This is a genomic window from Psychrosphaera sp. HA2-10 (assembly GCF_055693745.1).
Genome location: NZ_CM146341.1, coordinates 800,228 through 824,012 on the forward strand (window position 1 = coordinate 800,228; position 23,785 = coordinate 824,012).

24 protein-coding genes are annotated in these 23,785 nt (G+C 39.2%); 11 read left to right on the forward strand and 13 right to left on the reverse strand.

The annotated features are described in order from the left end of the window. The 3 genes from ACZ1GV_RS03715 to ACZ1GV_RS03725 are packed head-to-tail and all read left to right on the forward strand — an operon-like array spanning window position 1 to window position 4,621. Complete coding sequence (locus tag ACZ1GV_RS03715) at window positions 1-3,612, forward strand: pilus assembly protein (protein WP_472675290.1); 3,612 nt, start codon at window positions 1-3, stop codon at window positions 3,610-3,612. Window positions 3,613-3,628: 16 nt separating this feature from the next. Continuing rightward, a complete protein-coding gene (locus ACZ1GV_RS03720) occupies window positions 3,629-4,096 on the forward strand; it encodes a type IV pilin protein (RefSeq protein WP_472675291.1) in 468 nt (155 codons plus the stop codon). A 3-nt stretch (window positions 4,097-4,099) separates the two neighbouring features. Continuing rightward, window positions 4,100-4,621, forward strand: a complete 522-nt coding sequence (locus tag ACZ1GV_RS03725; RefSeq protein WP_472675292.1) for a GspH/FimT family pseudopilin — start codon at window positions 4,100-4,102, stop codon at window positions 4,619-4,621. A gap of 24 nt (window positions 4,622-4,645) precedes the next feature. On the opposite strand, the gene nadE is transcribed toward ACZ1GV_RS03725, so the two are convergent. Then, entirely contained in the window at window positions 4,646-5,476 is an 831-nt protein-coding gene (gene nadE, locus ACZ1GV_RS03730; RefSeq protein ID WP_472675861.1) for an ammonia-dependent NAD(+) synthetase, read from the reverse strand. Window positions 5,477-5,568: 92 nt separating this feature from the next. Between nadE and ACZ1GV_RS03735 the strand changes: the two genes are divergently transcribed. Then, a complete protein-coding gene (locus tag ACZ1GV_RS03735) occupies window positions 5,569-5,907 on the forward strand; it encodes a P-II family nitrogen regulator (protein WP_210559932.1) in 339 nt (112 codons plus the stop codon). Between the two features lie 68 nt (window positions 5,908-5,975). Here the strand turns inward: ACZ1GV_RS03735 and ACZ1GV_RS03740 are convergent, their stop codons facing one another. Beyond that, window positions 5,976-6,413, reverse strand: a complete 438-nt coding sequence (locus ACZ1GV_RS03740; protein WP_472675293.1) for an Hsp20 family protein — start codon at window positions 6,411-6,413, stop codon at window positions 5,976-5,978. 195 nt (window positions 6,414-6,608) lie between these two features. Further along, window positions 6,609-7,256: a thiol peroxidase gene (tpx, locus tag ACZ1GV_RS03745; protein ID WP_472675294.1), complete on the reverse strand. Its 648-nt coding sequence runs from the start codon at window positions 7,254-7,256 to the stop codon at window positions 6,609-6,611. Between the two features lie 137 nt (window positions 7,257-7,393). Between tpx and ACZ1GV_RS03750 the strand changes: the two genes are divergently transcribed. Both ACZ1GV_RS03750 and ACZ1GV_RS03755 read left to right on the forward strand, forming a co-directional pair. Then, the gene (locus ACZ1GV_RS03750) at window positions 7,394-8,398 is read left to right on the forward strand and encodes a response regulator (protein ID WP_472675295.1); all 1,005 of its coding nucleotides are present in this window, start codon (window positions 7,394-7,396) and stop codon (window positions 8,396-8,398) included. A 2-nt stretch (window positions 8,399-8,400) separates the two neighbouring features. Continuing rightward, window positions 8,401-9,378 (forward strand): sensor domain-containing diguanylate cyclase, encoded by a 978-nt coding sequence (locus ACZ1GV_RS03755; RefSeq protein ID WP_472675296.1) that lies wholly within the window; start codon window positions 8,401-8,403, stop codon window positions 9,376-9,378. A gap of 93 nt (window positions 9,379-9,471) precedes the next feature. Here ACZ1GV_RS03755 and hisIE read toward each other — a convergent pair whose 3' ends face one another. After that, the gene (hisIE, locus tag ACZ1GV_RS03760) at window positions 9,472-10,095 is read right to left on the reverse strand and encodes a bifunctional phosphoribosyl-AMP cyclohydrolase/phosphoribosyl-ATP diphosphatase HisIE (RefSeq protein ID WP_472675297.1); all 624 of its coding nucleotides are present in this window, start codon (window positions 10,093-10,095) and stop codon (window positions 9,472-9,474) included. A 20-nt stretch (window positions 10,096-10,115) separates the two neighbouring features. Next, window positions 10,116-11,834: a proline--tRNA ligase gene (locus ACZ1GV_RS03765; RefSeq protein ID WP_472675298.1), complete on the reverse strand. Its 1,719-nt coding sequence runs from the start codon at window positions 11,832-11,834 to the stop codon at window positions 10,116-10,118. A gap of 123 nt (window positions 11,835-11,957) precedes the next feature. Here ACZ1GV_RS03765 and ACZ1GV_RS03770 point away from each other — a divergent pair, with 123 nt between their 5' ends. Further along, window positions 11,958-12,752 carry a DUF2310 family Zn-ribbon-containing protein gene (locus tag ACZ1GV_RS03770; protein ID WP_472675299.1) on the forward strand — a complete coding sequence of 265 codons (795 nt, stop codon included), beginning with the start codon at window positions 11,958-11,960 and terminating at the stop codon, window positions 12,750-12,752. Window positions 12,753-12,827: 75 nt separating this feature from the next. Here ACZ1GV_RS03770 and ACZ1GV_RS03775 read toward each other — a convergent pair whose 3' ends face one another. Further along, the gene (locus tag ACZ1GV_RS03775; RefSeq protein ID WP_472675300.1) at window positions 12,828-14,030 is read right to left on the reverse strand and encodes a Kelch repeat-containing protein; all 1,203 of its coding nucleotides are present in this window, start codon (window positions 14,028-14,030) and stop codon (window positions 12,828-12,830) included. After that, window positions 14,014-14,718: a tRNA (N6-threonylcarbamoyladenosine(37)-N6)-methyltransferase TrmO gene (gene tsaA / locus ACZ1GV_RS03780; RefSeq protein ID WP_472675301.1), complete on the reverse strand. Its 705-nt coding sequence runs from the start codon at window positions 14,716-14,718 to the stop codon at window positions 14,014-14,016. The genes ACZ1GV_RS03775 and tsaA overlap by 17 nt, the downstream gene beginning before the upstream one ends. A 184-nt stretch (window positions 14,719-14,902) precedes the next feature. Here tsaA and ACZ1GV_RS03785 point away from each other — a divergent pair, with 184 nt between their 5' ends. Beyond that, window positions 14,903-16,939: a methyl-accepting chemotaxis protein gene (locus ACZ1GV_RS03785; protein ID WP_472675302.1), complete on the forward strand. Its 2,037-nt coding sequence runs from the start codon at window positions 14,903-14,905 to the stop codon at window positions 16,937-16,939. 42 nt (window positions 16,940-16,981) lie between these two features. On the opposite strand, the gene ACZ1GV_RS03790 is transcribed toward ACZ1GV_RS03785, so the two are convergent. The 3 genes from ACZ1GV_RS03790 to ACZ1GV_RS03800 all read right to left on the reverse strand — a co-directional run bounded on the left by ACZ1GV_RS03790 (window position 16,982) and on the right by ACZ1GV_RS03800 (window position 19,025). Continuing rightward, the gene (locus ACZ1GV_RS03790) at window positions 16,982-17,710 is read right to left on the reverse strand and encodes a UDP-2,3-diacylglucosamine diphosphatase (protein WP_472675303.1); all 729 of its coding nucleotides are present in this window, start codon (window positions 17,708-17,710) and stop codon (window positions 16,982-16,984) included. 9 nt (window positions 17,711-17,719) lie between these two features. After that, window positions 17,720-18,214, reverse strand: a complete 495-nt coding sequence (locus ACZ1GV_RS03795; RefSeq protein ID WP_472675304.1) for a peptidylprolyl isomerase — start codon at window positions 18,212-18,214, stop codon at window positions 17,720-17,722. Window positions 18,215-18,362: 148 nt separating this feature from the next. Next, a complete protein-coding gene (locus tag ACZ1GV_RS03800) occupies window positions 18,363-19,025 on the reverse strand; it encodes an SDR family oxidoreductase (RefSeq protein WP_472675305.1) in 663 nt (220 codons plus the stop codon). Between the two features lie 197 nt (window positions 19,026-19,222). Here ACZ1GV_RS03800 and ylqF point away from each other — a divergent pair, with 197 nt between their 5' ends. Genes ylqF through ACZ1GV_RS03815 form a run of 3 tightly spaced genes read left to right on the forward strand, consistent with a single transcriptional unit; the run spans window position 19,223 to window position 20,938 of the window. Further along, complete coding sequence (ylqF, locus tag ACZ1GV_RS03805) at window positions 19,223-20,152, forward strand: ribosome biogenesis GTPase YlqF (protein WP_472675862.1); 930 nt, start codon at window positions 19,223-19,225, stop codon at window positions 20,150-20,152. A 39-nt stretch (window positions 20,153-20,191) separates the two neighbouring features. Further along, a complete protein-coding gene (locus tag ACZ1GV_RS03810) occupies window positions 20,192-20,599 on the forward strand; it encodes an acyl-CoA thioesterase (protein WP_472675306.1) in 408 nt (135 codons plus the stop codon). Window positions 20,600-20,632: 33 nt separating this feature from the next. Beyond that, entirely contained in the window at window positions 20,633-20,938 is a 306-nt protein-coding gene (locus ACZ1GV_RS03815; protein ID WP_472675307.1) for a 4a-hydroxytetrahydrobiopterin dehydratase, read from the forward strand. Between the two features lie 138 nt (window positions 20,939-21,076). On the opposite strand, the gene ACZ1GV_RS03820 is transcribed toward ACZ1GV_RS03815, so the two are convergent. The 3 genes from ACZ1GV_RS03820 to serA form a co-directional block, all read right to left on the reverse strand. After that, window positions 21,077-21,784: a DUF445 domain-containing protein gene (locus ACZ1GV_RS03820; RefSeq protein ID WP_472675308.1), complete on the reverse strand. Its 708-nt coding sequence runs from the start codon at window positions 21,782-21,784 to the stop codon at window positions 21,077-21,079. A 71-nt stretch (window positions 21,785-21,855) separates the two neighbouring features. After that, a complete protein-coding gene (locus ACZ1GV_RS03825; RefSeq protein ID WP_472675309.1) occupies window positions 21,856-22,293 on the reverse strand; it encodes a YebG family protein in 438 nt (145 codons plus the stop codon). Window positions 22,294-22,505: 212 nt separating this feature from the next. After that, window positions 22,506-23,735: a phosphoglycerate dehydrogenase gene (gene serA, locus ACZ1GV_RS03830; RefSeq protein ID WP_210559914.1), complete on the reverse strand. Its 1,230-nt coding sequence runs from the start codon at window positions 23,733-23,735 to the stop codon at window positions 22,506-22,508. Window positions 23,736-23,785: the final 50 nt, after the last annotated feature.

Genomic DNA, 23,785 nt, shown 5'->3' on the forward strand with positions numbered 1-23,785 from the left:
ATGGAGATTAGATTTCTAACTAAGCTCAAAACAATTGCTCAGTCTATTGCTTTTTCTATGGTTATCGGCTTTTCAGCCTATGGCGACGATATTGAAATTTATTATGGAATATCAGACCAAAATAGAACGGTAAACCCAAATGTTATTTTTATCTTTGATACCTCCGGTAGTATGGCAAATACAGATGGTACGGCGTCAAGTCGAATGTTCAAATCCAGAGAAGCGCTAAAACAAGCTATCAACAATATTTCAGATGTAAACGTTTCTCTCATGAGGTTTTCACCAAAAGGTGGTCCTGTATTGATGGAAGCTAAAGACGTCAATGCAGAGTCCGATGAAAACATAATAGTGCGTACTTTATTTGGGAACTCCGATTTTGCCGTTTCTCTGCCTGGAGGAGTGTTAGCAACGGAGTTTGCAGCAGGAGGGTTAGCGCATCCCGACCATAATCGTGTGCATGCAATGCGGTTTACCGATATGCAAATTCCAAAAGGTGCAATAATAGAGAGTGCACATATTACTTATTTTTCAGCCGCCAGTACTACAGATACGCCTGTTTCTTTTGGGTACATTGGGTATACAGGTAACGACCCAGTTGAATTTCAAAATGGCTCTTCGTTTAGTGATTTGTTTTTTAATGACTATAACCCGGCGAATGGTGCTGCTGTAACAGGAGACGGACAAACCTGTAGTGATGGCGGAGTGGTATGTTGGCCAACGCCTGCGTGGGATATTACAGGGTTACCAGTCAATACCGTTGATCTCTCGCCAATTGTTCAAGAAGTCATCGATCAATCAAACTGGGAAAAAGGCGACCCGATTCTATTGTTTGGTGTAGCTGATAATACAACAGCTCTATTAAGGTACGCAGCACTCAGTCATGGCGCCGCAAATAACTCTTCGGAAAGGCTAAAATCGCCCCAGTTACGAGTTAGGTATAGTATGCCATCAGGGATTTTTCCTCCGCTACTCTCATTTGGAACAAGCAATGATTATCAAGTTAAAGATAATTTCATTAGCCTATTAGAGGAGTTTGTAGCCGACGGTTCTACACCTGTGGTAGACACTATGTATGAAGCATATCTTTACATTAATGGTAAAGGTGTAAATGCCGGGAAAAATCGAGGTGACACAAATAATTCGACTTCCCTAGTTACCAGGGTTAGTCATCCTGACACGTATAGCGGTTCAACTGTTAATATTCCTGCTGACTGTGATACTGAAAAACTATCGTCAAGAGAGTGTCGTTTTATGTCATTAACCTCTCCAAATGATGCAATATATAATACACCGATTGATCCTGAAATTGGTCAATGTCAAGCAAACTACATCGTTCTGTTTAGTGACGGACAACCAAACGCAACTACAGAAACAGCAGCAATATCAGCGCTAACAGGGACGGCCTGTAGTGGCACGAGTTGCGGAAATGCGCTAGCCGAGTATATGGCGACTAAGCCTTCAGAGCGTGGAAATGATAATAATGACGCCCAAGTATTTACGTATACAGTAGGATTTGACTCTTCTGGTTTTAACGACACTTATCTACGAGATCTTGCAACGGCAGGTGAAGGTCAATTTTACTCAGACAATACTATTAACGGCTTGGCTAATGCATTTACGTCAATTTTAATTGAGGCAAAAAAAGGCGCAAGTACCTTTGTAGCACCGGGTATATCAGTTAACCAATTTAACCGACTCACGCATTCGAATGATATTTACTATGCATTATTTGACCCGAAGAGCACAGAATATTGGCCTGGAAATCTCAAAAAATATAAGATAATAGACAGCGTTGTTCTTGATAATTCCAGTACCCCCGCTATTTCTACAGACGGTTTCTTTAAAGATACAGCACATGACTGGTGGGCAACTTCTAGTGAGTTGAATGGGCCGTTTGTTGGCCGAGGCGGTGCAGCTGCTCGTCAGGCAACTCCTCGTAATGTCTATAGCAACATGTCTAATCCGAATACGCCGTTTAGCGATGGCGATAGTCGTTTATCTAAAGGAAAATTAGACATTAATAGCGAACCGAACTCGGATTCATTAAGGCTTTCTATGGTTGATTGGATTCGTGGTTACGACGCTACCGACTTGGATGGCGATGGCGTATTAAATGAGCCTCGTTATCAGATGGCGGATCCTTTGCACTCTGAGCCATTATTTTTTCAATACAGTGACAAAGCGTCGGTATTTATTGGCACAAACGAAGGTTATTTATTGTCTATTGATGCTGAAACAGGCCAAGAAAACTGGGCATTTATACCAGAGGATTTACTACCTAATCTTCACAAATATTATGAAAATAATAATGTATTTAATTCTAAAACCTACGGGATGGACGGCGCGATAAACGCATGGACCGAAGATGGTCGTAGCTACATTATTGTAGGGCAACGTCGAGGTGGAAGAAACTACTACGTATTAGATGTAACTAATCGTACTCAGCCTGAGTTTAAATATATGATAGAAGGTGGAGAAGGCGATTTTGATGAGCTTGCTCAGTCCTGGTCTAAACCTACAATTACGAAAATTGAAATAGGCGGTGTAATAAAACGCGTTTTAGTATTTGGTGGTGGTTATGATACAAATCAAGATAGCAATACACTGCGAGATCGTGACAACGAGGGCGCTTCAGTATTTATAGTTGATGCTTCTGATGGATCGTTAATCGCAGAGATAAAGGATAGTGGCCAGCATAGAGTTGATGGCATGGATTACAGCATTCCAGCTCGAATCGCCGTTATTGACCGAGATTTTGATGGCCTTATGGATCATATGTATTTTGGTGACATGGGCGGTAATTTGTTCCGTGTTGATGTATACAATGGCGAGTCCTTAAGCAATATGTTTGAAGGCGAAAAAATTTATACCACGTCGCAAAATTTTTCTATTAGTAAAAATCGACGTTTTTATTATGCGCCTGACGTTGCAGAAATTGTGCATAAACAAGAGCATTACTATGCTGTAAGTATTGGATCTGGTTATCGTGCACATCCTTTAAATGAGAATATTGATGATTCGGTATTAATGCTCAAAGACAAAGGCGTGTTCGCTAAAGATAACGATGGAAAATATACATTCCCCAATTTAACGAATATAGCGCAACTTGATGCAAGTACACCTTCGGTAGACGATATTTCAGCTTATGATGGCTATGAATTTAATTTAACCAGAGGCGAAAAAGTTATTACAGGTGTAACTATCATAAATAGTAAATTAGTTTTTACTACCTATGATCCTAGCACCGCTGGCTTGATAGAAAATACCTGTTCAGCCGCGCAAGGTGGTGGTCGCATATATGTCATTGACTTATTGGATGGCAGCGCGCTGTTAGACAATGATGGTGATGGCGATATCGATTTTGATGATACCTATGTGAAACTTGATAAATCAGGTATCCCAGCAGAGCCAAGACTTATTATTACCGATCCAGAAGCACCTACTTTGTGCGTCGGTACTGAATGTGCAGACACAGTGCAAACAGACGACGATGTGAATGACGACTTTAAGTCTTTGTTAGGTACAATATCTGGCCCTAGAAGTCGTCTTAACCAAGTGTTTACAAATTCATGGTCAACAGAAATTGAACCAACGACAAAGGATGATAATTAATATGTATAGGCGGTTTGTGAAAGGTTTTACCTTGGTAGAAATGTTGGTGACCCTAGCTATTATCGGTATTTTGAGCTCTGTTATATACCCCAGTTATACGCGTTATGTTGTTAGTTCTTATCGAACACAAGCGCAAGCAGATATGCTTGAATTTGCAACTGCAATGGAACGTCACAAAGCAACAACTTTTAGTTATGCTGGTGCCGCGGGAACACAAGGTTCTCCGGCAGATACAGGAGAGCCTTGGATATTTGCAGCGCATTCTCCCTCTGATAAAGCTGCCGCTGACAAAAAATACTCACTTACTATTGAAGCAATAGAAAATAATGGTCGCTCTTACGAAATTAGGGCGACACCAGTGAATCAGACGTACGGTGATCCTATGTCTGATGGCATAATGAGTATCTTCTCTGATGGGCGTAAAGCTTATGATGCCAATAAAGATGGCAATTATTCCGAAGACGAATATTGTTGGAATTGCTAAGTGATGCTATTTCATAAGAGTAAAGGTTTTACATTGATTGAAGTGCTCGTTACTTTGGCGCTGTTTGCAATCATCACAACTTCTGTTGCACCTTCCGTTGGCAATTTTTTCAAACGCAATAAGGTTGCTGCAATTGTTAACAACCATAGCGCTGCGCTGCAATTAGCTAGACATACTGCAATTTCGCAAAACCGTTTTGTGGTGATTTGTCCAACAAAAAACATGTCAACCTGCGAGACCGACTGGAATCTAACAAAAATGATTTTTATAGATGAAGATGGTGATGATAGCTTAGGTGCAAATGAAGAAGTTATTGGTAGTGCAGATATGGTAAAAGGATATTTTATCAAGTCAACTCGCAACCTGATTCGTTTTGCACCAGTGAATACAGCGCAAACGGTAAACACAACTATTAGGATTTGTCCTCAAGAGGGTAATAGTGCTTTTGCCCGAGCTTTGGTGTTATCAAATGTGGGCCGAGTTCGAATCGTTCGAGACCCGGCGGACATTGACTGCTCAGCATAAACGTTAATAACGTGAGCCTAATGACTAATCATAAATAGTTGGAATGGGCTTTCTTTTATGTTGAGTAGCATTAAAAATAGCAACTAATTTATCTTCAACTTCTTTAGATACCGGTTTGCCTTCTAAAAAATTGTCAATATCGTCATAGCTCATACCTAGCGCATCTTCATCTTTTTTACCTGGAGATAGCTCCTCTAAATCAGCTGTTGGCGCTTTCTCGACCAATACTGAAGGCGCACCTAGATATTGTGCTATAGCTCTTACTTGTCGTTTACATAAGCCAAATAAAGGAATTAAGTCACAGGCACCATCACCCCACTTGGTATAAAATCCCGTAATATTTTCAGCTGAGTGATCTGTGCCTAAAACAAGGCCATTGAGTAAACCTGCGATTTCGTATTGAGCAACCATGCGTGCTCGAGCTTTTACGTTACCCTTCACAAAGTCTATTTTTGCTTGATCAAGATTCGATTTCAAAGAGGCGGGTAAAACATTCATGACTTCATTGTGAATACCATCTACGCCGTTTTTAACGTTAACGGTAACAACTTCACTGGGCTTTATAAAACCTAACGCAAGCTGTGCTTCATCTTCGTCAGCTTGGACATCGAATGGCAGTCTTACGGCAATAAATTTATAAACCGAGTTTGTCTCGTTGTTAAGCTCGTCAGTAGCTAATTGTGCTAAACGGCCACAAGTTGAAGAGTCAACACCACCGCTGATGCCTAAAACTAAAACTTTTGAGCCCGACTCAACTAAGGTTTTTTTTATAAAATCAACTCTTCGTCTTACTTCAAAGGCAGCGTCTATTTCAGGAAGCACTCTCATTTCGTTGCGAATTTCATTGGCATTCATAGATTTAAAACTTCTCATGTTTGTCTGGTAAGCGTATTCTATGACAATTGAACTTAAGCCACTAGTTGAAAACTACAAATTGAGAGCAAGATATGAAAAAAGTAACGGCCATTATTAAACCTTTTAAATTAGACGATGTTCGAGAGGCATTATCAGATTTAGGCGTCAACGGTATGACAGTTTCTGAAGTTAAGGGATTTGGGCGTCAAAAAGGGCACACAGAGTTATATCGTGGAGCAGAATATATGGTTGATTTCCTGCCCAAAATGAAAATTGAGATAGTAGTGGCAGAAACTATGCTTGACCAAGTCGTAGATTCAATTTTAGAAACAGCACAAACGGGCAAAATTGGTGATGGCAAAATATTTGTGGAGCCAGTTGAACGGGTGATCAGAATTCGTACCGGTGAAGAAAACGACGAAGCCATATAACAAAAAAAGCCCAGTTTAAAACTGGGCTTACTTTTAGCTTAATTGGTTAACAAACCGGGAATAAAAGTTTACTGCTCAATTAAATTGTTTTTACCAATTGCAATTTTTCTTGGCTTTAAAGCCTCAGGAACTTCACGCTCTAGGTTCACGTGTAACAGACCGTGTTCCATGTGGGCATCAATAACCTTAATATAGTCGCCTAGTTGAAAACGACGTTCAAAGTTGCGCTCAGCAATGCCTTGATATAAGTAGTTTTTGGTTTCTTTGTCTTCAGCTTTAATACCTTTGACAATGAGACTATTATTCTCAGATTCAATTTCTAATTCAGACTCTACAAAGCCCGCAACCGCCATAGTAATTCTATATTTGTCGTCAGCGATTGATTCAATATTATATGGAGGATAACCAGTATTTTTGTCGCTACGATTTGCAGCATCTAACTTTGAAGCTAATTGATCAAAGCCAATGAAAGAACGGTAAAGTGGTGATAGATCGATATTTCTCATTTTTCTTATCCTTTAATTTTTAAGCAATAAGTTATTAATTAATTGCCGACTTTTCTTATGAACAAGTCGGTGAGCTTGCTGACCCTAATGGCATCATTTCAAGCTCACTACATATGTAAGGACTGAGGTTTTTTTTTCAAGTAAAAAAATTAATTAATTTATATCTAATTGAAAAATAATCTATTTTTGAAATTGCTATTGTTCGGTAACAACGACGTCAGGTTGTTCTAATGAAGAGTCAGGTTCCGTTTGTTGCTCCGAAATACTTCTTAACACCGCTAGTGCTGCATCATAATTCGGTTGTTCGGATAATTCTGATACAACTTCTTTATATACAATTTTATCATCAGGGCTAATTACAAAGATGGCTCTCGCTAATAATCCCATGTCTTTAATGAGTAGCCCATAGTTCATTGCAAAATCGCGCCAAACGGAGTCCGATAATGTCATTAATTTGTCGATATCTTCTGCTTGGCAGAATCGCTTTTGCGCAAATGGCAAATCCGCGCTCACCGTTAACATAACAACATCTTGCGGCAAGTTATCGACTTCTTCATTAAATCGCTTGGTTTGAATACTGCAAACACCTGTATCTAAACTAGGTACTGCGCTAATTAACAGAGGTTTGCCTGAGAAGTCCGCTTTCGTTTTTAAAGAAAAGTTAGCATCAACGACTTTAAAGTCAGGTGCAATGTCTCCTACTTCTACCTGGTTACCTAATAGTACTACTGCTTTACCATTTGCCTTTACAATATCTAAGTTGACCGGCAGGTTCTTCTGAATATCGTATGCAAAACTGAATGTAGATACGAGCATTAGAGAAGAGATTAGAGCTTTCTTCATAAAAATTTACCAACGTAATGAGAAATAAAATAATTTTACTAGATACTATTGTTAACTAACTGCTATAGTTTTTCTATAAACATTTTTGAATATTTGATAACGCCTTTAACTGTTAGCTAATGGATTGAATTTTAACTATGAAAACGTCGGTAGTCATTTGTGACGACTCAAACCTTGCCAGAAAACAAATGGCTCGATCTTTACCGGATGATTGGGAAGTAGATATTACCTTTGCCGTAAATGGTGAAGATGCTATGGACAAACTGCGCAAAGGATTGGGTAGTGTGTTATTCCTTGACTTAAACATGCCTATTCTTGATGGATATGGCGTGTTAGAGGCGATTAAAAAAGAAAACCTGCCAGTTTTAACTATCGTTGTATCAGGTGACATTCAAAAAGAAGCACACGAAAGAGTTAAGTCTCTTGGTGCCCTCGACTTTATTAAAAAGCCTATAGATAAAGACAAACTCCAAGATTTACTTACTAAGTACGGCGTAAGTAGCGAGGCCGACCTCACCAAACGCGGTGCTTCGGTTGATACTATGCTTGATGAGGAAATGCGCGATGTCTTGCAGGAGGTCACTAATGTTGCCATGGGACAGGCGGGTAGTTTACTTGCAGAAGTGTTAAAGGTATTTGTAAAGCTGCCAATTCCAAATGTAAATATTCTTGAAGTTAGTGAGTTGTCAATGGCCCTTCAATCGGTGGAGTCTAACTTATCGACTTCAGGGGTATGCCAAGGCTTTATAAGTGGTGGTGTTGCTGGAGAGGCGTTATTAATCTTAGGTGATTCTGGCTTTAAAGATTTAGCTAAGCTAATGAAATACGAAGGCCAAATAAACGATACCATAGAGCTAGAGTTGTTGATGGATATTGCCAATATTCTAATCGGCTCAGTATTAAAAGGGCTGTCGGAGCAACTCGATCTCAATTTCAGCCAAGGGCACCCGGTTGTACTAGGGCAACACTGCAATGTATCTGAGTTAATTTATACTAACTCGACGCATTGGAAAAAAACTTTAACGGTAGAAATTAGTTATGGTCTAGAAGGTCTTGATGTTACTTGTGACTTACTATTACTAATAACTGAAGACTCAATTCCTACACTTCGCAATAAACTAAACTTTTTATTTGATGAATAATCATGAGTGATCAAAACCAAACAGCACAAATTGAAGTATCAGAAATACACTGGTTAATGGATATGTTCCAGTCGGTAGATGTTGGTTTGGTCGTATTAGACGATCATTATCGCATTCAAGTTTGGAATGGATTTATGGAAAACCATAGCGGTCGCTCGCCTTATGATGTGAGAAACCAGTCGCTATTTGAAACTTTTCCAGAGCTCAATGAAACATGGCTTCGACAAAAAACTGATCCTGTATTTGTATTAAAAAACAGAGCATTTACGATTTGGGAACAGACACCTCATATTTTTAAGTTTAAGAATTATCGGCCAATTACCAGTGTCGCTCCTTTTATGTACCAAAACGCGACTTTTATTCCGCTTACAAACACTATGGGTGCGGTTACTCATATTTGTATCATTATCTACGATGTTACTGATGTTGCGGTGTCAAAGCTTGAGTTAGAAGAAGTAAACACAGAATTGAAGCGTCTTAGTCAAACGGATCGTTTAACGAATCTAAACAACCGAGGTTTTTGGGAAGAGTGTTTGAAAAAAGAGTTTCAACGACAGCGCAGAACCCATAACATCAGCTCGCTATTAATATTCGATATCGATCACTTTAAAAATGTAAATGATAGCTACGGTCACGCAGCTGGAGATGAAGCAATACTTCACTTAGCAAAAGTATTGAAGCAAAACTTACGTGAAACTGATATTGGTGGTCGATATGGTGGGGAAGAGTTTGCCGTTATATTACCAGAGACAGATGCACGACATGCCGCCGTATTTGCTGAACGTGTTAGACGTTCAGTTGAAGCCTCCTCGGTTATATTTAATGAAGTTGAAATTAAATTCACGGTTAGTTTAGGTATCGCGGAATTCCACAGTGACTTTAACTCACACCAGAAATGGATTGAGGCTGCAGATAGCGCGCTATATGTGGCAAAAAGTAATGGTCGTAACCAAGTTCGAGCTTACGTTCATAAAGCTTAACTGTGGTGTAGAATAAAAAAAGAGCGTGTTAGGTTTAACCAACACGCTCTTTTTTATTCGGTTAAGAAAAGTGATAACCTTTTTGTTAATACGCTACTTTTGATGACGCTTTTTAAGTACGTCTATAACATCGTTTAACGACAAATCACTTGCTTGCAGCAATACCAACAAATGATAAAGCAAGTCAGCACTTTCATTTTTTAACTCTTCAAGGTCTTTAACAGTTGCAGCAAGCGCTGTCTCTACACCTTCTTCACCTACTTTTTGTGCGATACGTTTAATGCCACTTGCGTAAAGTGAAGCTGTATAGGATGAGTCTGCATCTGCACCTTTACGACTGGCAATAACACGCTCCAGATCGGCAATAAACCCAACAGACGGTGTGGCCTCGCTATTTTGCCAGCAACTCTCAGTGCCTGTATGGCACGTTGGTCCATTTGGGTTAGCCAAGACAAGAATACTGTCGTTATCACAGTCTACGTGCGCGCTGACAAGCTCTAAGGTGTTGTCTGATGTTTCACCTTTGGTCCATAAGCGTTGTTTACTGCGACTAAAGAAAGTAACTAAACCTTTCTCAAAGGTTGTTTCTAAGGCTACTTTGTTCATGTAGCCTTGCATTAACAAAGTGCCACTTGTTGCATCTTGAACAATAGCTGGAACTAAGTCGCCCATCTTTTGCCAATCAACTTGGCTAATGTTGTTTAATGATAATTTCATATTAATCCTGCGTACTTCAATTACGCTTTTATTTGCTTCAGCACAAAATCGACGGCTTCATCAACCGACAGAAGTGCTTTCTCACCAGTGTGACGATTTTTATATTCAATTTGATTGTTATCTAAGTTGCGTTCACCAATAACGATTTGATGCGGAATACCAATCAGCTCCATATCGTTGAACATAACGCCAGGGCGCTCTTTACGATCATCAAATAAAACTTCAACACCCGCTGCTTTTAGCTTTTCATACACGGCCTCAGCGATGGCTGGAATGCGGTGAGATTTGTGCATATTCATAGGTACAATTGCAACACTGAATGGAGCTAATGCTGCAGGCCACTTGATACCAAATTTATCATGATTTTGTTCAATTGCTGAAGCCACAATACGCGTAATACCAATACCATAACAACCCATTTCTAGAACTTGATGTTTACCTGACTCGGTTAATACACCTGCGTTCATCGCTTTTGAGTATTTAGTACCTAGTTGGAAAATGTGTCCTACTTCAATACCACGTTTAATGGTTAATGTTCCTTCACCACAAGGACTAGGATCACCTTCAACAACATTACGAATGTCAGCCACTTCGCCTAACTCAAGGTCACGAGACCAGTTAACGCCAAAGTAATGTTTACCATCTTCATTAGCACCAACGGCAAAGTCAGATGTTACTGCTGCAGTTCTGTCAACAATAACAGGAATAGGGCTGTTAACTGGACCTAATGAACCAGGTGCTGCACCCATTACTTTCACAATATCTTCTTCGCTAGCCATGGTTAATGGCTCAAAAACTTCTGCTAAGTTTTCTGCTTTGATTTCATTAAGTTCGTGATCACCACGAAGCACTAATGCTACAAAATCACTATCAACGGCATCAGATGCTTTTACCACTAACGTTTTTAAAGTATGTTCAATTTTTACATCAAAGTTAGCAACTAAATCGGCAATTGTTTTTGTATTTGGTGTATCAACAAGTGTTTTTTCTAGGGTAGGTGCATCAGCCACAGCTTTAAGTGCAACAGCTTCAGCTTTTTCAACATTTGCTGCGTATTGACTTACTGTTGAGAAGGCAATGGCATCTTCGCCTGATTCTGCTAATACATGAAACTCGTGTGATGCATCGCCACCAATTGAACCAGTGTCAGCTAATACTGGACGATAATCTAAACCTAAGCGTTCAAAGATATTACAGTAGGCTTTATGCATGCGATCATAAGTCTGTTGCAAGCACTCTTTTGTAAGGTGAAAAGAATACGCATCTTTCATGATAAATTCGCGAGAACGCATAACGCCAAAGCGAGGTCTCACTTCATCACGAAACTTAGTTTGAATTTGATAAAGGTTTAACGGAAGCTGTTTGTAGCTATTTATTTCTTTTCTTACAAATTCCGTAACCACTTCTTCATGCGTTGGCCCTAACGCAAAGTCACGATTGTGACGATCTTTAATACGTAGCAACTCAGGGCCGTACTCCTGCCAACGACCTGACTCTTCCCATAAATCAGCAGGCTGTACAACAGGCATTAACATTTCAATTGCGCCGGCTTTCTCAAGTTCTTCACGAACAACTTGTTCAACTTTACGCACGACTTTTAAGCCTGTCGGTAACCAAGTGTACAATCCAGATGCTAACTTTCGGATCATGCCGGCACGTAACATTAGCTGGTGGCTAATGACCTCAGCATCGGACGGCGTTTCTTTTAATGTTGCGATAATATAATCACTGGTACGCATTGGATTCTGCTCTCGTATTAAATTTACTTAATTAGTTGCCACAAAAATGGGCTAGAATGGGCAAGGATTCTAGCAATCAAATGCATCGGATTAAATAACTAATACAAAATAAAAGGCGAATTAATGGTTGTCTGCCAAGTTAAATTTATTTGTCAGCGAGAAATGTCGCTTGAACAAGCTCAAACTGTCATCTCTGAGTTATTAGATGAACTCAGGTATAACGGTCAAATATTGGGGCGTGAGTTTGCTCTCACTTTAACTAATCAAGCATTTATTTGCCATTTAGTATGTCCAGAACAAGACGCTATGGACCCTAAGTATTTTACGCCGACAATAGCCGAAATTATCGCTGAGTTAAAAGACTTAGGCATCGCAGGGCCATACACTGAGGTTACCGGTTTAGAAAGTCAGTCAGACTTTACCGATGTTTGCCAATCACCCAAGGGTTACATTCTTTATTCTACTTTTGTACAGTCTTGCTCACCAATTCGTTGTAGCGAACATTTCATGCCAATTCCCTTGTATAAATTGCCCGAGGTGGTCCGCAAACCATTAATAAAATGGCAAGAAAGTCAGGCTGCATGCGACCAATTACAAATGAATGAAATGTCAGATGTCGAAACCTTAATGTTAGAACAACTCTCGTTACCCAATAGTCAGTTGTCGATAATCGGAAGAGAGCTGCTAGACCAAATAGAGTTGGTAACGGCTAGACCATGTTTTCAATATTTATACCGTGTTGGTGGTGACAGCTTTGAGCAAGAAACAACAAGACGCTGCCCAAGTTGTGATAGTCATTGGCGAGTTGGGGCTGCTAATGAACACGCAGAGCAAGAGCTTGAACCCTTATTTGGTTTGTTTGATTTTAAATGTGACTCGTGCAAGTTATTATCGAATATTAGCTGGGACTGGCAGTAGCCGGTCAAAGTAAATTTAAGTTTCAACCTCAATTTAAAAACTAACTAAAACCATGAAATTAGTGCATTGCCATATTTAACGCTCACTATGATTCAAGACTTTATTGGAAATACCAGTAGACTCGCGGCCACCTATCGTTAGGAGTTGGTTATTTAATTTTACAACGTTTTTAATATCAAAGACTGGGTTGCTTGACTCAGTAATACTCCAACTGCGTTTATCTGCATGGTAAGTCCAAATTTCAGCGTTCGGCTCTGCTAATTTACCGCCATTGATCGTGCCATTAACATCATACGGTTTTGTTGAGCCACCTATAAAACTTATAGAGCCACGATCGACGTCAGAAAACGCTGCCATACGAAAGCGACCAGAGTCTGTAGGGTGCACCCATTGAAACCAGGTAATTTTACTTGGGTCCATGGCGTTTATTTCACCTAATAAACATGAGGCTTTTATATTAAGAGCTGGTGCTGAAGCTAATTGTGGCGTTTGCTCCATCCCATCGCAAAGTACAATTTGATTATCTATTATGCCTGCTGCATGACCAAAACGACCATTGCCTAATAATGGACTAGCCTGAAACCAACTGTTTTTGTGTGTGTCGAACACTTGCACCAAATTAACCGCACCGTCTTTATGCCAACCTGATATTACGTACAAGTAGCGACTTTGGTATGGAAGAATAACGGTATCGTCCACAGGTACAGGCATGTCTGCTAGATGTTGATAAGTATCATTTACGGGGTCATAACTATAAAAGTCGGTAATGTTTTGTAAATTGGGTGTAAGTTTAGGGCGAGTTACGCTATTGGTGCTGTAACCACCAAGTAGATAAATAATATTATCTAAAGTTGTAGCCGTTGTTGCAAAACGACCTTTTTGTTTTTGAATTGTAGGTACCGCTGAAATTGTTTTCCATTGCAGGGGAGTATCTGATAAGTCCAGTTTCCAAGCTTGACTACTAACGTCTAAGCCTTTATCGGTTTGTTCAAGGCCCATAAAGCTATAAACAAAAGTGGTGCTATTAGTAGTCACAGTGACAGATGCGTTAGCTGTTGTAGGTTTCGGTAAAGGGGGAAGAACAAACAGATCCTCGTTCTTTTTACGCTCACTAGGCTCACCAGCATCATTCGTCACATCTATATCATTAGATATGACGAGGTCGTTTGTAGGCGTAGTTTGAGCATTGATAAAGGGAGCCGTCTGGGAGTTGGCCGATACCGAGCTTAATATAGAGCCAAGTACAATAAATATAAATACGTTAAATTGCTTTAACATCCACCACCTCACAAATTTCGTTAGTCACTTGCCACGTAATATTTATATTTTCTAATGTGATGCCATATATTTTGGAATCAAGTTTATTCTTTTTATATGACGGCCTGGGATCTTGCGACAACACATCGACAATTAGTTTTCTAGTTTCATCTTTTATTTTGAGATTTTTTAACGAGGCTTCAGCATCAAGTGAAAAAACCACATTTAACGTTTGTAATGGTTCGTTATTGGCCAAGCTTGACGTTGCATCAATGATGGCATCTGAATAGGGTATGTAAGGCTTAATATCAACAATAGGCGTATTATTAACTAAGTCGACACCTTGCACCCCAATATGCAGCTGTTTATCTACTTGTTCAACGCTCAATAATTTAACGACTGACATTCCGATTGCATTTGGTCTAAAAGTTGAACGAGTCGCAAATACTCCAACTTTCTTATTACCACCTAAGCGAGGAGGGCGAACAGTCTCTTTCCAGCCTTTTTCTATATTCTGGTCAAACAAAAACAGCAACCAAATATGGGAATGAGAAAGCAATCCATTCACCGAATCAGCTGAGAACAAAGTTTCGTTAAGTACAATGGTCCCTTTAGCCGCGCACAAATTAGGTTGTCGAGGTATACCAAATTTTTCTTTAAAAGGCGTTTGTATGTAACCTATTGGTTCAATTGTGTGTTTAGTATCCAAAGGTGAGCCTCTAGCTCTTCTAGTTCAGTTAAAGTTAACAAAAAAACACTTTAATGTGGTTAAATGTTAAAGAAATAGGTAATAATTCCGATAAAAGTTCGTTAATCAGAATGACTTAATTATTTAGACGTTCTGCAATATAACTTCTATATTCATAATAACAAAAAGAAAGAATACGAGCCTTATGTTTAAAATTTTGTTTAGACCCGCTACATCTTTTATGAACCAGTTACGATTTGGGCACAAATTTACCCTTATCGTCATTTTATTTTTCGTGCCTTTTATTATTTTGGCGAATAAATACGTAAACCTAGTAAAAACTGAGATAGTTCACAGTGAAAACGAGTTGCAGGCTGTGTCATATATCAAACAAATTGATGCACAACAGCAAAAATTAGTCGCCTTGATTGCTAGCGATATGCATTGGCGCTCGGGTCAAACGATTCCACAAGATCAAACTAAACGAATAAAAGCTTATGTTGATCAATTAAATGCGTTAAATGTTGCTGATGCATTTGAAGAGCAAGACTTAGAACAAGTACAAACTCAGATTAACGAAATCAAAAAAACAATTCTTGAGAAAACCAGCACAATAGGCTCAGCGGTTTGGCGTTCGCCGACGGATAAAATGACTTATTTAATGTCAATTCTTGATCAATATAACACCCTCTATCCGCTGGTGGCGAATATAAAAGGCCTTACTAACGATCCTGATATTGATACTGTTTTACTAAACCGTTTAATTATTGAAAAACGCCAAGCAGCACTAAAACAGTTGCTGTCGGCCTATGGTTTGGCAATGTACGCTATTGGTGAGCCGCAGGTGTCTTCGGCAACGTTCGATAGTTTAAGTCTAGCGTCAGATGAATTGGCTGCTGAAATGCCGAAAATCGCGGAATTAGAAAATTTAGTAAGCGATCAAGATGATGCATTAAAAGAAGCCGTAACCAATGATGTTGCAACACTAGATGCAATTATGAATGATGCGTTGATGTACTTAGAAGAACAATTTGTAATTGCTGACGAAATTACGCAAACAAAAAATCAGTTTGAAGCACATTTTGCCGCTGAACTTACAAAATACTATAAAAGTAAAGAAGGTTTATTCAGTGAATTTGAATCACGTTTGAATACCCGTATCGATAATAATCGTCAAGACTTTTACATTCTAGTTACATTGGTTGTTGTTTCATTGTTGCTTGTTGTGTATCTATTTGTCGGGATGAGTTTGTCTATTTCTATCACCACAAGAAGTTTAACTCGAGTGGCAACTAGCTTAGCAGAAGGCGATACACGAGTTTCTGCCAAAGTAAGAACAAAAGATGAATTGGCAGAGGCCATCAAAGCGTTTAATCAAATGGCTAAAAACGTCCATCAATTGGTTGAGGCAGTTCAAGAAGCGTCTCATGGTGTGACCAATCAAGCTCAATCTGTAGAAGAGCTTGCACACCAGACTGGTCAAGCGGTGGCGTCTCAACTTGGCGATACACAAACAATTACCTCTGCAATTGAGTCACTAATAGAAGCCGTATCTGTTGTTTCGGAAAATAGTGCGACAGTAGTGCATTCATTAAATAGCGCGACAGAACAAACCCAACAGGGACGATTAACATTAGCAGATGCTCGACATGCTACTGACGAGTTAGGTCGTGAAATTAAACACTCAGTAGATGTTATTAATAAGTTATCACAACAGAGTGAGAGTATTAATGATGTTCTTGCCGTTATCAAAGGTATTGCAGAGCAAACTAACCTATTGGCTTTAAATGCCGCAATAGAGGCAGCTCGAGCGGGCGAACAGGGTCGTGGTTTTGCCGTAGTAGCTGATGAAGTACGAGGTTTGGCAAAACGTACACAAGACTCTACTGAAGAGATACAAAGCACAATTCATAGTTTACAAAGTGGCGTTCAAAATGCGGTTCAAGCTATGACTCGCTCAGATGAGCAAGCTTTAAAAACGATTGAAGAGTCTGCCAAGTTAGAAACAGCGCTTGATCATATCAGTATGTCGGTAGAGCAAATTAGTGAGCAAAACGTTGCAACTGAAGAAGCAACACAAAGGCAACAAGTCATTGCGAAGGAAATCGAGCAAAGCTTATCATCTATTAGCAAAACCTCTGAAGTTACCGATCAAAATGTTAGGGATTCAATTGCAGCTACAAATAGCTTAGGTAAGTTTGTAGCTAAATTAGAGTCTATGCTTGAGAAATTTAAAACGTAGAGACGTAAGGCAGACTAACTTGCAACTCTAACAGGAGGCCAGTTAATTAGCGTTTTGATGAAAAGGAAGCGTTGATAACTGGCCTTTTTCTTTGGTGATGATCAGAACAGAGCCTTGTTCGTACCAATCGCCCACGACCATGCGCTTTTTGTTATGAGCTAATTGGTGAATATTAGGGCGGTGAGTATGGCCATGAATAAGCCATTCGCACTGGTAATAGTCTATAACACGATTCACTTCTCGCTCGGCCACATCCATGATATCGATAGATTTGTTTTGCTGGCTTTCTTTACTTTTTTTGCGAATATTAGCGGCAATCTTTTGGCGTTTTTTAAGAGGCAAAATCAACATTAATTTTTTCCACCACCATGAGCGACTGCGTTTTCTAAAGGCTTGATAATCAATGTCATCAATGCAAAGTTGATCACCATGCATAAATAAAACAGGACGACCATATAACGTCGTTTTGTAATCTTCAGGTAATAGGCTCATCCCGCTGCGCTTTGCAAACTCATGGCCAATTAAAAAATCTCTATTACCATGAATAAAATAGACGGGAGTATTTGAACTAAAGGCTTTGATTGCGTCTGCAACCGACAAATTAAAGTCACTCTTGTCATCGTCACCAATCCAAGCTTCAAACAAATCACCTAAAATATATAAGGCGTCATGTTGGTCTAAATTTTCCTTTAAAAAGCGAAAAAAGCAGTCCGTAATTTCAGGTCTGCTTGGACACAAGTGGAGATCCGCGATAACAAGAGTGCTAGACATTATTGATGATTAACCGATGAATTCAGCTTTTTCAATAATGATATCTTCTCTTGGAACATCTTGGTGCATACCAAAACGGCCAGTAGATACTTCAGAGATTTTATCTACCACATCCATACCTTCAACAACTTTAGCAAATACACAATAACCCCAACCTTGTGAGCTTTCGCTCGTAAAGTTCAAAAAGCTATTATCGACACTATTAATAAAGAATTGTGAAGAGGCTGAGTGAGGATCCATAGTTCGAGCCATTGCAAGCGTTCCGCGCTCATTTTTAAGACCGTTGTTTGCTTCGTTCTGAATCGGAGCGTTACCGTCTTTTTCTTCCATGCCAGGTGCCATGCCGCCACCTTGTACCATAAAACCAGGAATAACACGGTGGAAGATTGTACCGTCATAAAACCCAGACTTTACGTAGTTTAAAAAGTTTTCAGAAGTAACGGGTGCTTCTTCAGAAAAAAGTTCAATTTTGATTTCGCCAAAATTTGTCGTTAATACAACCATGATAAATCCTAATAATTTAAATAAAAATCGTGGGAAATGTCTTACATCGCCCGTTTGCGCGCATTGTATCGAATTTTTAAGGTGAAGACCTCAAAATATTAAGTAGATACCGAATGGGTTTTCCTTAACATCGAGTACATCAGGCTCATTACCATGGCAGCTGTTCTCCGTTGCTGTGCCAGAATCCACCTGTATTCTCAAGGTTTAACTCATCGATACGAGCTAATAAACCTTCAGCAGCTTCCTCCGGTGTAATGTGGCCACCAAAGTTTACCATTCGCGTTTGCACGTACCCTGGATGAAGCAGCCCAACAGCAATGCCTTGGTCTTTTAAATCAATTGCTAGTGATTTACCAAAAGCATTTAATGCTGCTTTTGAGGCTCGATAGCCATAACGACCACCTGAACCATTATCACTAATAGAGCCCATTCGGCTTGTAATTAACGCAACTTTACTACCTTGACTCATATTTGGTAATAGAGCTTCAGTTACCATAAGTGGCGCAATGGTATTAATTTCAAATTGCTCACGGATTGAATCAAAATCAATTTCACCCAGCTTTTCATCTTGCAGTAGTCCAGCATTGTTGATTAATAAATCAACCTTAGTGCCACCAAGTATTTTTGTTACTTGTTGAATCTGTTCAGGTTGAGTCACGTCAATCCCACTTATTACCATACTAGCGATGGCTTCGAGCTCTTCAGAATCAGAACGACAAATGCCAATGATTTCCCAACCTTGTTCAGATAATTGTTGAGCCATGGCTAATCCTATACCTCGATTAGCACCGGTAATTACTGCTGTTTTCATAATATGTCCTTAACTTTAATAAATTTTAAAAGCTGTGTAGGTAGGTTTTATGTAGTTAAGTGTGGGTCCACTAAGTCGGTTTTTCAACGACATGTATCAATTAAGACCTTGTAAATAAATAAGTCGTTTATACTAACTTCGCAAACGGGTAGAATATGCGCCCATTATTAAGACATAAAATATTAACGGAGTTGCTTGTGGCAATAAACTGGTTCCCTGGACATATGCATAAGGCAAGAAAAGAAATTGCCGAGATAATGCCTCAGGTTGATGTCATCATTGAAATACTTGATGCTCGCATTCCGTTCTCAAGCGAAAATCCGCTAGTACCTGCACTACGTGGCGACACGCCAGTGTTAAAAGTACTGAATAAGTCTGATTTAGCGGATCCTGTGCAAACCGATATTTGGTTACAACATTTTAAAGCGCAGCGAGGTATTGATGCGATAGCGGTGACACAGCATGATCCTAAATCAGTAAAGGATTTGCTTACAGTAATATCTGAAATGGTGCCGCATCGAGTAAGCCAAGACAAATTGCTTCGCGCGCTAATCTGCGGTATCCCAAATGTTGGTAAGTCGACAACAATAAATATTCTAGCTGATCGAATTATTGCTAAAACCGGTAATGAAGCTGGTGTTACTAAAGCTCAGCAACGAATACGCCTAGACAATAATATTGTACTACACGACACACCAGGGTTTTTATGGCCAAAGTTAGAGCCTGAAGACTGTGGGTACCGTTTAGCCATTACTGGTGGTATCAAAGATACAGTTACCGAAAAAGAAGACATAGCCTACTACGCCATTGAATATTTGATGGAACACTATCCTCAATTGCTAGTGGATCGCTATCAATTAAAAGAGTTACCAGAACAACCTATTGACGTAATGGATGCCATTGCCCAGCAACGAGCTTGTATTCGTAAAGGCGGAATTGCCGATCTATATAAGGTGTCTGAGATAATATTGAACGAATATCGTTCAGGTACATTAGGCCGCATTACATTAGAGACTGTAGAGCAGGCAGAAGAAGCCAAAGTAATTATTGCTGAAAAAGAAGCAGAACGAGCCGCAAAAGCGGCAGAGGATGACGGTAAGAAGAAAAAACGTCGTCGTCGCAAGTAATCGTATATTTAAAGCCAAGGTTGTATAAGGAAGTTAAAGATGAATAAAACAAGTCTAATAAAAGTTCGTGGTTTCCATTTAGATATTTACCAGCACGTAAATAACGCTCGTTACTTGGAATTCCTAGAAGAGGCTCGTTGGCAATATTTAGAGGACAGTGGTGATATTGAGTATTTCACCTCTCTTGGTTATGCGTGGGCAATCGTTAATATCAATATTAACTATCGAGCCAGTGCTTATATGGGCGACACACTAGAATTAAGTACTTCACTATCAAAAATAGGTAATAAAAGTGCGGTATTCCATCAAGTTATTACCAAAGAAGGTACTGACAAAGTAGTCGTGGATGCGGACATTACGTTTGTTGTAATGGATCAAAAAACGGGCAAAGCAGTTGAGATTACCGGAGACTTGTTAACTCGAATGCAAGTTCATATGAAAGACTAATATAATAAAAATATAAGTGAAAAGGGGAGTGTTATGGCTGCAAATAAATTGACTGGCGAGCAAATAGCTCAGGAATTATTAGAAATAAACTCACTACTAGACGATGATAAACATTGGCAAATTGTTGATGGAAAACTTCACAAAGAGTTTGTATTTAAAAACTTTATTCAGGCATTTGGGTTTATGACTCAAGTAGCTATTCATGCAGAAAAGCTTATCCATCACCCTGAATGGTCAAATGTGTGGAACAAGGTTGTTATAGATCTTGTAACGCATGATGTAGATGGCATTAGCGATCTAGATATAAAAATGGTGAAGCGAATAGAGAAGTTGATTTAATTTCTGCTGTTTTGCATTGAATAAAAACAACGTATTAGCCAGTCTAAATTTGTATTCACAAAGACTGGCTAATTTATTCTGGGAACGCATGGTTGATAAGCAAATTGCGCTGTTTTAATTAAGTTAACTTAACCAACCCTACAACCCAATAAAATAAGCTAGTAAACCAATTAGGCCACCAAAAACACCACCCCAAACAACTAACCAGCCTAAGTGGCTTTTTATCATTTGCTGAACAAGCTCTTTGACCATATTGGGCGTTAACTCATTTAAGCGCTGCTGTACAATTGAGTCTACTTTTGATCTAATATCCCCAAAGTTTGACGAACTCCCTAATTGAGATTTTAGCTTCTCAGCAAATTCATCAGACGCGGTGATATCCGTTATCGACTGTTTAAGATTGTCTTCAAAAGGGCCTTTTAAAGGCGCCAATGCCTCAGTACCACCGAACATACTTAACATGCCACCAAATGAGCTTTGCTGTATTGTCGTGACTAAAGAGTCAAATGCAGGCGACATATCGGTTTCTTTGATTAGCGGTGCTAAATCAAAATGGTGTGCATCACCTGTTTCTTCAGACAAAAACTTGTCCAGATTTTCTTGAGTAAAAAACTGTTCCATAATTAAGTTATGGATAGCAGCCTTAAACTCTTCAAACTTGAGTTGAACAATGCCAGTACCATACAAGCCTGGCACTTTCTCAAACAGCATATGTACAGCTATCCAGTTAGTGAGCGCTCCAGATAGTGCAAATAAAGATAAATAAAATAACCAATCTAATTTAAGTCCAAATCCAACAATACAGCCTATCGCTGCAAGTGCATTGGTAACAACGCTTTTGTTCAAAGTATTTCTCCTGTAAAAGTGACATTGCCATTATAAGCTATGTCACCTTTATGTGGATAAATTAAATGACTTCAAGCGGCATCGTCTTTTTCGATAACAAAATCAATTAAATTGTCCTCAGATTCATCAGAGTGAGTATCGGACTGCAACTCACTCTCAGTCTTTTTTACACTATTTGCTTGTTCGTTTTTTTCCGACTCATCTGCTGTATCTACTAAGTCAGCTTGATTATCTGATTTTGCTTTTGGTTTTTTAGCCACAGGTTTCTTTTTCGCTTGCAACGCAACAAGCACATCTTCTCGTTGCTTAGCTAGAAAGATACTTAACTCTTCGGCTTGTTGATCGTCGACCTTAACTCCGCTTTGCTGCAACAATTCAAACATGTCATCAGCCATGTCTAACATTTTGTCATATTCGTCAGCTGCACGTTTGTCGGTAAAAGTCATGACGTCTTGTTCCTTATTGCTTTTGTCGGTTCGGATCACGACATATCTAGTTTCAACAGCCATTGCTATCTCCTGTAAATCTAGCTTATGGAAAATCAATTTATTGTTACTGTTTAAATATACAGTAAAACATTTGTCTGTAAAGAAAATATATCAAATTAAAAAGCCAGTGAATGAATCACTGGCTTAAAAAGGAAAATTGGACACTCTGTAAGTTATCGCTTGTTGAAGAATGTAATCACGAACCTATATCTATCAACTAAATAAACTAGGGGTTAGTGTAATAAACGAGTTTTTACAGTGCCTTCAATTAACTTCAATTCATCAAACGCGGTGTTACTATCATCAGTCTCAACATCAATAACTACGTAACCGATTTTCTCATCAGTTTGCAGGTACTGTGCAGCAATATTGATATTGTGCTTAGCAAAGGCTTCGTTTATTTTTGTTAGTACACCAGGCTGGTTTTTGTGGATATGCAATATCCTGCTGCGCCCTGTATGTTCAGGTAACGATACTTCAGGGACGTTAACTGCACTTAAAGTAGAGCCATTATCAGAGTACTTAACGAGTTTACCAGCTACTTCAATACCAATATTTTCTTGTGCCTCTTGAGTAGATCCACCTACGTGAGGCGTCAAAATAACATTATCTAAACCACGAAGAGGCGATAAAAACTCTTCATCATTTGACTTTGGTTCTATTGGGAACACATCAATGGCTGCACCACCGATATGTTTGTCTTTTAATGCACTTGTAAGGGCATCTAAGTCAACAACAGTGCCGCGTGAAGCGTTAATTAATATTGCACCGGGTTTCATTTTTGCAAGCTGAGCAGCGCCTATCATGTTTTGTGTAGAAGCTGTTTCTGGAACGTGAAGAGAAATCACATCTGAGCTTTGGAGCAATTTATTTAGTGTAGAAACTTGGCTTGCATTCCCCAAAGTTAATTTGTTTTCAATATCAAAAAATTGAACCCGCATACCAATGTTTTCAGCCATAATACCAAGCTGAGTACCTATGTGACCGTAGCCAATTATGCCGAGAGTTTTACCTCGCGCTTCAAATGAACCGATAGCTGATTTTTGCCAAATACCACGGTGTGCTTTGGCACTTTTTTCTGGGATGCCTCGAATAAGAAGTAGTATTTCGCCCAGTACTAATTCTGCAACAGATCGAGTGTTAGAAAATGGCGCATTAAAAACCGCAATGCCTTTCTCTTTTGCTGCATTTAAATCAACTTGGTTAGTACCAATACAAAAGCAGCCAATAGCAATTAACTTATTGGCGTGTTTTAAAACATTGGCATTAAGATTGGTACGAGATCGAATACCAACAAAATGAACATCTTTTATTTTTTCGATTAATTCGTTTTCAGGTAACGAGGTTTTTAGTGTTTCAATGTTCTCATAACCCTGGGATTTAAGTGTTTCTTCAGAGCTAGGGTGCAGACCTTCTAACAACAAAATTTTGATTTTATGCTTGGCAAGCGAAATATTTTCCATACTAGGAATCCAATTTTTAGAGGTTCAATTTATACGAGGCAAATGTTAAT

What these genes read in the sequence shown, in the direction of transcription:
- hisIE (WP_472675297.1), bottom strand. Translation starts at nt 10,095, where the DNA reads ATGAAATTATCATTAAACAACATTAGCCAAGTTGATTGGCAAAAGATG.
- ACZ1GV_RS03740 (WP_472675293.1), bottom strand. Translation starts at nt 6,413, where the DNA reads ATGAGAAATATCGATCTATCACCACTTTACCGTTCTTTCATTGGCTTT.
- ACZ1GV_RS03765 (WP_472675298.1), bottom strand. Translation starts at nt 11,834, where the DNA reads ATGCGTACCAGTGATTATATTATCGCAACATTAAAAGAAACGCCGTCC.
- serA (WP_210559914.1), bottom strand. Translation starts at nt 23,735, where the DNA reads ATGGAAAATATTTCGCTTGCCAAGCATAAAATCAAAATTTTGTTGTTA.
- ACZ1GV_RS03715 (WP_472675290.1), top strand. Translation starts at nt 1, where the DNA reads ATGGAGATTAGATTTCTAACTAAGCTCAAAACAATTGCTCAGTCTATT.
- ACZ1GV_RS03810 (WP_472675306.1), top strand. Translation starts at nt 20,192, where the DNA reads ATGAATAAAACAAGTCTAATAAAAGTTCGTGGTTTCCATTTAGATATT.
- ACZ1GV_RS03735 (WP_210559932.1), top strand. Translation starts at nt 5,569, where the DNA reads ATGAAAAAAGTAACGGCCATTATTAAACCTTTTAAATTAGACGATGTT.
- tpx (WP_472675294.1), bottom strand. Translation starts at nt 7,256, where the DNA reads ATGAAGAAAGCTCTAATCTCTTCTCTAATGCTCGTATCTACATTCAGT.
- ACZ1GV_RS03750 (WP_472675295.1), top strand. Translation starts at nt 7,394, where the DNA reads ATGAAAACGTCGGTAGTCATTTGTGACGACTCAAACCTTGCCAGAAAA.
- ACZ1GV_RS03815 (WP_472675307.1), top strand. Translation starts at nt 20,633, where the DNA reads ATGGCTGCAAATAAATTGACTGGCGAGCAAATAGCTCAGGAATTATTA.
- ACZ1GV_RS03790 (WP_472675303.1), bottom strand. Translation starts at nt 17,710, where the DNA reads ATGTCTAGCACTCTTGTTATCGCGGATCTCCACTTGTGTCCAAGCAGA.
- nadE (WP_472675861.1), bottom strand. Translation starts at nt 5,476, where the DNA reads ATGAATGCCAATGAAATTCGCAACGAAATGAGAGTGCTTCCTGAAATA.
- ACZ1GV_RS03725 (WP_472675292.1), top strand. Translation starts at nt 4,100, where the DNA reads ATGCTATTTCATAAGAGTAAAGGTTTTACATTGATTGAAGTGCTCGTT.
- ACZ1GV_RS03770 (WP_472675299.1), top strand. Translation starts at nt 11,958, where the DNA reads ATGGTTGTCTGCCAAGTTAAATTTATTTGTCAGCGAGAAATGTCGCTT.
- ACZ1GV_RS03825 (WP_472675309.1), bottom strand. Translation starts at nt 22,293, where the DNA reads ATGGCTGTTGAAACTAGATATGTCGTGATCCGAACCGACAAAAGCAAT.
- ACZ1GV_RS03755 (WP_472675296.1), top strand. Translation starts at nt 8,401, where the DNA reads ATGAGTGATCAAAACCAAACAGCACAAATTGAAGTATCAGAAATACAC.
- ACZ1GV_RS03800 (WP_472675305.1), bottom strand. Translation starts at nt 19,025, where the DNA reads ATGAAAACAGCAGTAATTACCGGTGCTAATCGAGGTATAGGATTAGCC.
- ACZ1GV_RS03785 (WP_472675302.1), top strand. Translation starts at nt 14,903, where the DNA reads ATGTTTAAAATTTTGTTTAGACCCGCTACATCTTTTATGAACCAGTTA.
- ACZ1GV_RS03775 (WP_472675300.1), bottom strand. Translation starts at nt 14,030, where the DNA reads ATGTTAAAGCAATTTAACGTATTTATATTTATTGTACTTGGCTCTATA.
- ACZ1GV_RS03795 (WP_472675304.1), bottom strand. Translation starts at nt 18,214, where the DNA reads ATGGTTGTATTAACGACAAATTTTGGCGAAATCAAAATTGAACTTTTT.